This is a genomic window from Flavobacterium sp. TC780 (assembly GCF_056783245.1).
This window is the reverse complement of record NZ_JBXBAV010000084.1, coordinates 20,633-28,410: the sequence shown is the minus strand read 5'-3', so window position 1 is coordinate 28,410 and position 7,778 is coordinate 20,633. Positions and strand designations below refer to the sequence as shown.

General features: G+C 32.7%; 4 protein-coding genes and 3 pseudogenes. All 7 read left to right on the top strand.

Annotation, left to right across the window (positions count from 1 at the left end):
* The first annotated feature begins 800 nt into the window (after positions 1–800).
* The 7 genes and pseudogenes from AC1RYN_RS08275 to AC1RYN_RS08245 all read left to right on the top strand — a co-directional run bounded on the left by AC1RYN_RS08275 (position 801) and on the right by AC1RYN_RS08245 (position 7,773).
* Positions 801–1,568, top strand: a complete 768-nt coding sequence (locus AC1RYN_RS08275; RefSeq protein ID WP_035627818.1) for a ParA family protein — start codon at positions 801–803, stop codon at positions 1,566–1,568.
* 5 nt (positions 1,569–1,573) lie between these two features.
* Positions 1,574–2,473 (top strand): ParB/RepB/Spo0J family partition protein, encoded by a 900-nt coding sequence (locus tag AC1RYN_RS08270; RefSeq protein WP_264285521.1) that lies wholly within the window; start codon positions 1,574–1,576, stop codon positions 2,471–2,473.
* Positions 2,473–3,036 carry a DUF5683 domain-containing protein gene (locus AC1RYN_RS08265; RefSeq protein ID WP_481806582.1) on the top strand — a complete coding sequence of 188 codons (564 nt, stop codon included), beginning with the start codon at positions 2,473–2,475 and terminating at the stop codon, positions 3,034–3,036. Before AC1RYN_RS08270 ends, AC1RYN_RS08265 begins: the two co-directional genes overlap by 1 nt.
* Positions 3,037–3,082: 46 nt before the next feature.
* Positions 3,083–3,781 (top strand): 4-hydroxy-tetrahydrodipicolinate reductase, encoded by a 699-nt coding sequence (gene dapB, locus AC1RYN_RS08260; RefSeq protein ID WP_481806581.1) that lies wholly within the window; start codon positions 3,083–3,085, stop codon positions 3,779–3,781.
* Between the two features lie 71 nt (positions 3,782–3,852).
* Positions 3,853–5,413: pseudogene (gene lepB / locus AC1RYN_RS08255) on the top strand (signal peptidase I).
* 44 nt (positions 5,414–5,457) lie between these two features.
* A pseudogene (gene lepB / locus AC1RYN_RS08250) lies at positions 5,458–7,129 on the top strand (signal peptidase I).
* 28 nt (positions 7,130–7,157) lie between these two features.
* Positions 7,158–7,773, top strand: a pseudogene (locus tag AC1RYN_RS08245) (WbqC family protein).
* The last annotated feature ends 5 nt before the right edge of the window (positions 7,774–7,778 follow it).

The window sequence follows — 7,778 nt, the reverse complement described above, 5'->3', positions numbered from 1 at the left end:
AAGGTTAATACATGCTCCTGTTGTTAGGGAGGCAGCACCTAAATGAGACCTATTCGGTTACCCTTTTTGGAAGAGTGCTTGGAAACACCAGTAAAATCAACGAATTAAGGAATAGGCAGGTCGTCCTGCCACCCCGACAAAAGTCTTTTCATTTATTTGAAAAGACTTTTTTTTTTGCCCAATAAATTTATTTTATGCAGATAAAAACTATCTAAACATATTTAAGAGTATTAAAATAACTACCCACAATACCTCCCTGCGTTTATCAATACAACATTTATTCCGCTCCTTAATCAATACGTTTAATAATTAAAGATTTGATAAAATCAAAAGAACTTCACATCACATAATAAAACCACAGAGAAACCAGCAGAAACTCTCCCTTCCGATTATTAAAGAAAAAAGAATCCAAGTATAGCTACTAAAAAAGTTTATATATTTTCAAGTTACGAAAATATGATATTATTAAAAACCCGAATCCTGAAAAGAATAATTAACCAACCTAAATCAATGTATAAAACACAATATCGCATACATCATTAAAGACTAACTTTCAAAACATTAAACAACAATCGATTGATAGTCAGCCTTCTTTAAAAAGATATTATTTTAAACCGCATACAAATAAAAAAACAAAACCCAAAAACAAGTAAATTGAAATCATCTTTTGAGAATAATGCATAATTCAGAAATTATACACTGTCAAACGACGATTAATCAAGGTTTAACAAATGTTAACAAAATAGATTTTCAAAAACCATAAATAATCGTATTTTTACGGTTCAAAATTCAGAAAATAAATGGGCAAAATCATTGCGATTGCTAATCAAAAAGGAGGCGTTGGAAAGACTACAACATCTGTAAATCTTGCAGCCTCATTAGGTGTTTTAGAAAAAAAAGTATTACTAATAGATGCTGACCCTCAAGCAAATGCTACATCAGGGCTTGGTATTGACGTAGAAGTTGTTGAGATCGGAACCTATCAAATACTGGAACATAGTCATACGCCAAAAGAAGCTATTATTCAATGTACGGCTCCAAACGTGGATGTGATTCCGGCTCACATTGACCTTGTTGCTATCGAAATCGAATTGGTCGATAAAGAAAACAGAGAATATATGCTAAAAAAAGCATTAGAAAGTGTTAAAGATGAGTACGATTATATCATTATTGATTGTGCACCTTCTTTAGGGCTTTTAACTCTAAATGCTTTAACAGCGGCTGACTCTGTAGTTATTCCAATTCAATGTGAATATTTTGCACTTGAAGGTTTAGGAAAATTACTAAACACGATTAAAAGCATCCAAAAAATTCACAACCCTGACTTGGATATTGAAGGATTGTTACTTACCATGTACGATTCTAGATTACGATTATCAAATCAAGTTGTTGAAGAGGTTCAAAAACACTTTAATGATATGGTTTTTGATACCGTTATCCAACGAAATGTAAAATTAAGTGAGGCTCCTAGTTTTGGCGAAAGCATTATAAACTATGATGCTACAAGTAAAGGAGCTGTTAATTACATAAACTTGGCTCAAGAAATTATAAAGAAAAACAGTAAATAGTTTTTATGACAAAAGCGATTAAAAAACAAGCCTTAGGAAGAGGATTGTCTGCATTATTAAAAGATCCGGAAAACGATATCAAATCCGTAGATGATAAAAATGCTGATAAGGTTGTTGGAAATATTATAGAGCTTGAAATTAGTGCTATCGAAATAAATCCGTTTCAACCCCGAAGCAATTTTAATGAAGAATCGTTACGTGAGCTAGCCACTTCTATCAAAGAACTTGGTGTGATTCAACCTATAACTGTTCGAAAATTAGACTTTAATAAATATCAATTAATTTCTGGAGAACGTCGTTTGCGAGCTTCAACATTAGTTGGTTTAAATACTGTACCTGCATACATCCGAATTGCAAATGATAACGAATCATTGGTTATGGCATTGGTTGAAAATATTCAACGTCATGACTTAGATCCGATAGAGATTGCACTTTCTTACCAACGTTTGATTGATGAGATACAATTAACTCAAGAACAAATGAGTGACCGTGTTGGAAAAAAACGTTCTACAATTGCAAACTACTTACGCCTTTTAAAACTAGATCCGATTATCCAAACTGGTATTCGCGATGGTTTTATCAGTATGGGACATGGCCGTGCGATTATAAACATTGAGGATTTAGATGTTCAAACCGACATCTATCAAAAAATCGTTAGCCGTAATTTATCTGTACGTGAGACAGAAGCTTTAGTAAAAAATTACCACGAAAGTTTAAAACCAAAACCTGAAGGGAAACCAAAAGCTTCATCATTTGATATTGAAGAAGATCAAAAAAGTACATTTACAAATTATTTTGGTGCAAAAGTCGATATCAAAGTAGCAGGAAATGGAAAAGGAAAAATCACAATTCCGTTCCACTCAGAAGAAGACTTTGCCAGAATCATCAAATTAATTAACGGCTAGTGAATAAGATAATTCCCATAGGTCTATTATTTTTCCTATTAGGAAGCACAACTATTTTTGCTCAGTCAAAAAAAGAAGATGCCGCCTTGATAGCAAAGGATACTTTGAAATCAAATGATATAGACCCACTTACTCCTGCAAAAGCGGCTTTTTACTCCGCTATTTTACCAGGCTTAGGGCAGGCATACAATAAAAAATACTGGAAAATCCCCCTTGTTTATGGAGCTATCGGAACAAGTTTATATTTCTATATTGACAACAACAAAAAGTACCATCAATATAGAGATGCCTATAAACGAAGATTAGAAGGCCACAACAACGACGACTTTCAGTATCTAGACGATAGTAGACTTATTGCAGGTCAAAAATTTTATCAACGTAATCGTGATCTATCTGCCCTAGTAACCTTGGGCTTTTATGTTTTAAATATAATAGATGCAAATGTTGATGCAGCATTGATACAATTTAACGTCAACGAAAGACTATCATTACGCCCAGAAATTTATCCTGACGATGTAACATTAAGACCAAACGTCGGACTAACATTTAATTACCACTTTTAGACTGTAGTATTAAACTGCACTTTTAAAATATAAAACAAATACACAAATGAAAATTGCGCTTTTAGGATACGGAAAAATGGGGCAGGTAATCGAAAGAATTGCTTTAGAAAGAGGCCATGAAATTGTCTTAAAAAAAGATGAATTTAATACTTACGAAGGACTTGAAACTGCTAATGTTGCCATTGATTTTAGTGTTCCGACAGCTGCGGTTGCAAACATTTCAAATTGTTTTAACAACAATGTCCCTGTAGTTTCTGGAACAACAGGCTGGTTAGAACATTATGATGAAATGGTTGCTCTTTGCGATGAAAAAAAGGGAGGATTCATCTCTAGTTCAAATTTTAGTTTAGGCGTAAATATCTTCTTTGAGCTTAACGAACATTTAGCTAGAATCATGTCTAAATTTGATAGCTACAAAGTAGAAATGGAAGAAATCCATCATACTCAAAAACTAGATGCACCAAGCGGAACCGCTATTTCATTAGCTAAAGGTGTGATTGAAAATAGCTCCTACTCCAACTGGACTCTAGACGAACCAAAATCTACAGAAATTCATATCGAAGCCAAAAGAATTGGTACTGTTCCTGGTACACATACTGTAACTTACAATTCAGGTATTGATAGCATAGAAATCAAACACACAGCACACAACCGAGAAGGTTTTGCCCTAGGAGCTGTAATGGCTGCAGAATGGCTAGCTGGAAAACAAGGTATCTTTACAATGAAAGATGTTTTGGAATTTTAAATAAAATAATATTAGAAATATAAAAATTCGTTTAGCGAAAACCTATATTTTAAACTTTAAAACAAATTAGTATGACACTATATTTATGGTTTGTATTCTTCTTAGCAGTGCAAGTTATTCACTTTATAGGAACTTGGAAATTATATGAAGCTGCAGGAAGAAAAAGTTGGGAGGCAGCAATTCCTGTATATAATGCTATTATACTAATGAAAATTATTGGTCGACCAACATGGTGGACAATATTACTTTTTATTCCGATCATTAACTTGATTATGTTTCCTGTAATATGGATTGAAACCTTAAGATCTTTTGGGAAAAAATCTACATTAGATACTATCCTAGGCCTTGTAACTTTCGGTTTTTACATCTATTATGTAAATTACACTCAAAAATTAGTCCATAATCCAAATAGAAGCCTTGTTCCTGAAAGCAAAACTGCCGACACAGTTAGCTCACTTCTTTTTGCTATAATTGTAGCTACTTTAGTTCATACCTATATTGTACAACCATATACAATTCCAACTTCATCATTAGAAAAATCATTACTTATTGGTGATTTCTTATTTGTAAGCAAGTTAAACTACGGCCCTAGAGTTCCTATGACTACCGTTGCTTTGCCAATGGTTCATGACTCTATACCAATGACAAAACAGAAATCATATCTAAAATGGCCACAATTACCTTATTTTAGACTTCCTGCTTTTGAGCAAATAAAACGAACAGATATAGTCGTTTTTAACTGGCCAATGGATACTGTTTATAAATTTTTTGACACTTCAGGAAGAAGAGCAGACAAGCCAATTGATAAAAAATCAAATTATGTAAAAAGATGTGTTGGTATTCCTGGTGATAGCTTAGCAATAAAAGACGGAATCGTTTACATTAACGGAAAAGTATTAGTTTTACCAGAAAGAGCAAAACCACAATACTCTTATGCTGTAGCTTTAGACGGAAAAACACCTATCGATTTTGAATCTTTATTAAGAGAATTAGATATTACTGATGGTGCAGGTTTTAAAGATGATGTAAAAAAAGACACTCTTTATTTTAGAGCTTTAACTGAAGCTAGTGCAGCAAGATTAAGAAATGTTCCTGGAATTACTTATGTAAAAAGAGAAATTGCAAAAGGCGCAGATCCAAGTATTTTTCCGCAATTAGACAATTGGAATGCAGATAATTTTGGCCCAATATACATTCCGCAAAAAGGAAAAACCGTTGCATTAACAACCAAATCTTTGCCTTTTTACAAAGCAATTATAAAAGAGTACGAAGGAAACGATTTGCAAGTAAACGGTTCTGAAATACGTATTAACGGAAAAGTTGCAACAACATATACTTTTAAACAAGATTATTACTGGATGATGGGAGACAACCGTCATAACTCAGAAGACAGTCGTTACTGGGGTTACGTACCAGAAAATCATATCGTCGGAAAACCAGTATTCATCTGGATGAGCTGGGATACTAATGGCAAAGGAATAAACAGAAGAATTTGGTTGGGACAGAGTTTTCACTACTGTAAATGGTGATGGCCAACCACAATCGTACTTTAAATATTTCTTATTTGCCCTAGCAGCTTTTTTCATTGGAGAATATTTCTGGAAAAAAAGAAAAGAGAAGAAAAGCCTATAACATCCGGGTCTTAAAAAAATAATTTTGACTTAAAAAAAATCAACATGACACTTTATACATGGTTTGTATACTTCTTAATTATCCAAGTAATTCATTTTTTAGGAACATGGAAATTATATGAGGCAGCTGGAAGAAAAAGCTGGGAGGCAGCAATTCCTGTATACAACTCTATTGTATTAATGAAAATCATAGGGCAACCTACTTGGTGGACGTTGTTACTTTTTATTCCGATTATCAACCTGATTATGTTTCCTATAATCTGGATTGAAACACTGCGCACTTTTGGAAAAAAAACAACCTTAGATACTATTCTAGGCCTTGTTACTTTCGGGTTTTATATCTATTATGTGAACTATACACAAAAATTAGATTATAATGCCAATAGAAATTTAAAAGCCGAAAATAAAACTGCTGACACATTTAGCTCACTCCTTTTTGCTATAATTGTTGCAACTTTGGTACATACATATATCATTCAACCATTTACAATACCAAGTTCTTTATATAGAAAAATCATTACTTGTTGGAGATTTCCTATTTGTAAGTAAAATAAACTATGGCGCAAGAGTACCAATGACGACAGTAGCACTACCAATGGTACACGATACGATTCCTTTCTTCAAAAAGAAATCATATTTATTCAGCGATGATATAACTCAAAAAGAAACTTCTTTTTTAAATAAATTTCAATTACCCTACTTAAGACTCCCTGGTTTTCAAGAAATAAAACGCAATGATATTGTCGTTTTTAACCAACCAGCCGATACGCTTTTGGACATGAATAATTTTTCACCTGATAGAAATTATTACAAACCAATTGACAAAAAAACCAACTTGGTAAAAAGATGTGTTGGAGTTCCTGGAGATTCTTTAGAAATAAGCAATGGACTTGTTTTTATTGATGGAAAAGAAATGAAATCAACTGAAAGAGTCAAGCTACAATTCTCTTACAATGTCAAATTTAAAGTTAAGTTTTCATCATACGAAGAGGTTAGTAACCTTTTAAGACAATATGACATTACTGATGATCTAGGTTATGATTCTAAAACCGATACTTATTATGTACAAGCAACTCCCGCAGCCGTTGCTATAGCAAAGAACAATCCATACATAGAAAGTCTTAAGAAATTATCTGCAAAAGAGAATAAAGGAGAAAGAGATTCTAAAATATTCCCACATAATAAAAACTACAATTGGAACAATGATTTCTTTGGTCCGATTTACGTTCCTCAAAAAAGGGAAAGCAATCGAAATTAATTTAAATGTTTTACCTCTTTACAAACGTCTGATAACAGAATACGAAGGCAATAATTTAGTAGTTAAAGGAAATCAAATTTTAATTAATGGCAAACCTGCAACAACTTATACATTTAAAGACAAAATTACTATTGGATGATGGGTGACAATAGAGACAACTCTATCGATACTACGCTATATTGGGGTTTTGTTCCCTTTGATCATGTTATAGGAAAACCAGTTTTTATATGGATGAGCTGGGATACTCATGGTAAAGGACTTAATAAAGTTCGTTGGGATAGAGTTTTTACTACTGTAGATGGCGAAGGACAACCACAATCATACTTTAAACATTTCTTATCTCTTTTGGCAGCCTACTTTGTTGGTGAGTACTTCTGGAGAAAAAGAAAAAGAGAAAAAAGCATAATCCGTTTATTCGTTGAACTGGTTAATTGTTTACCTGCATTTCTAAACAATTAAATGATTAGCCAATCAAACAAAAAATCACATGAATTCACTATTACTTCCAACCTATTTCCCTTCAATTAGTCATTGTGCTGTTATGGCACAATCTGAAAGCATTACATTTGAAATAGAAGATAATTTCCAAAAACAAACCAATAGAAACCGTACTTATATCTATAGTCCAAAACGGGATACAGCTACTAAACATACCAGTAAAACATTCTAAAAATGCACATCAAAAAACCAAAGAAATTCAAATAGAAAATGAATTTGATTGGCAAAAACAGCATTTTAAATCATTGGAAGCCGCTTATAGAAGTTCGCCGTTTTTTGAATTTTTTGAAGATGACATCCGTCCTATTTTCGAAAAAAAACATCAATTTTTAATGGATTTAAATTTTGAGACTTTGGATATTGTTTCTAAATGCTTACGCATGAAATTAGAGTACAATAAGACCTCAGAATACTTTCACGACACAGATAGTGCTATTTTAGATTTTAGAGCCTTAGCAAACGGAAAAAAGGACAATAATACATTTGAAACCTATACTCAGGTCTTTGATGACAAACACGGTTTTATAAATAACCTGAGTGTATTAGACCTAATTTTTAACGAAGGGAAGTATGCAATGGAATATTTAAAGAATCAGAAAATATAGTTTTC

Coding starts and splice junctions, on each gene's coding strand:
- AC1RYN_RS08270 (WP_264285521.1), top strand. CDS start 1,574: ATGACAAAAGCGATTAAAAAACAAGCCTTAGGAAGAGGATTGTCTGCA.
- AC1RYN_RS08275 (WP_035627818.1), top strand. CDS start 801: ATGGGCAAAATCATTGCGATTGCTAATCAAAAAGGAGGCGTTGGAAAG.
- dapB (WP_481806581.1), top strand. CDS start 3,083: ATGAAAATTGCGCTTTTAGGATACGGAAAAATGGGGCAGGTAATCGAA.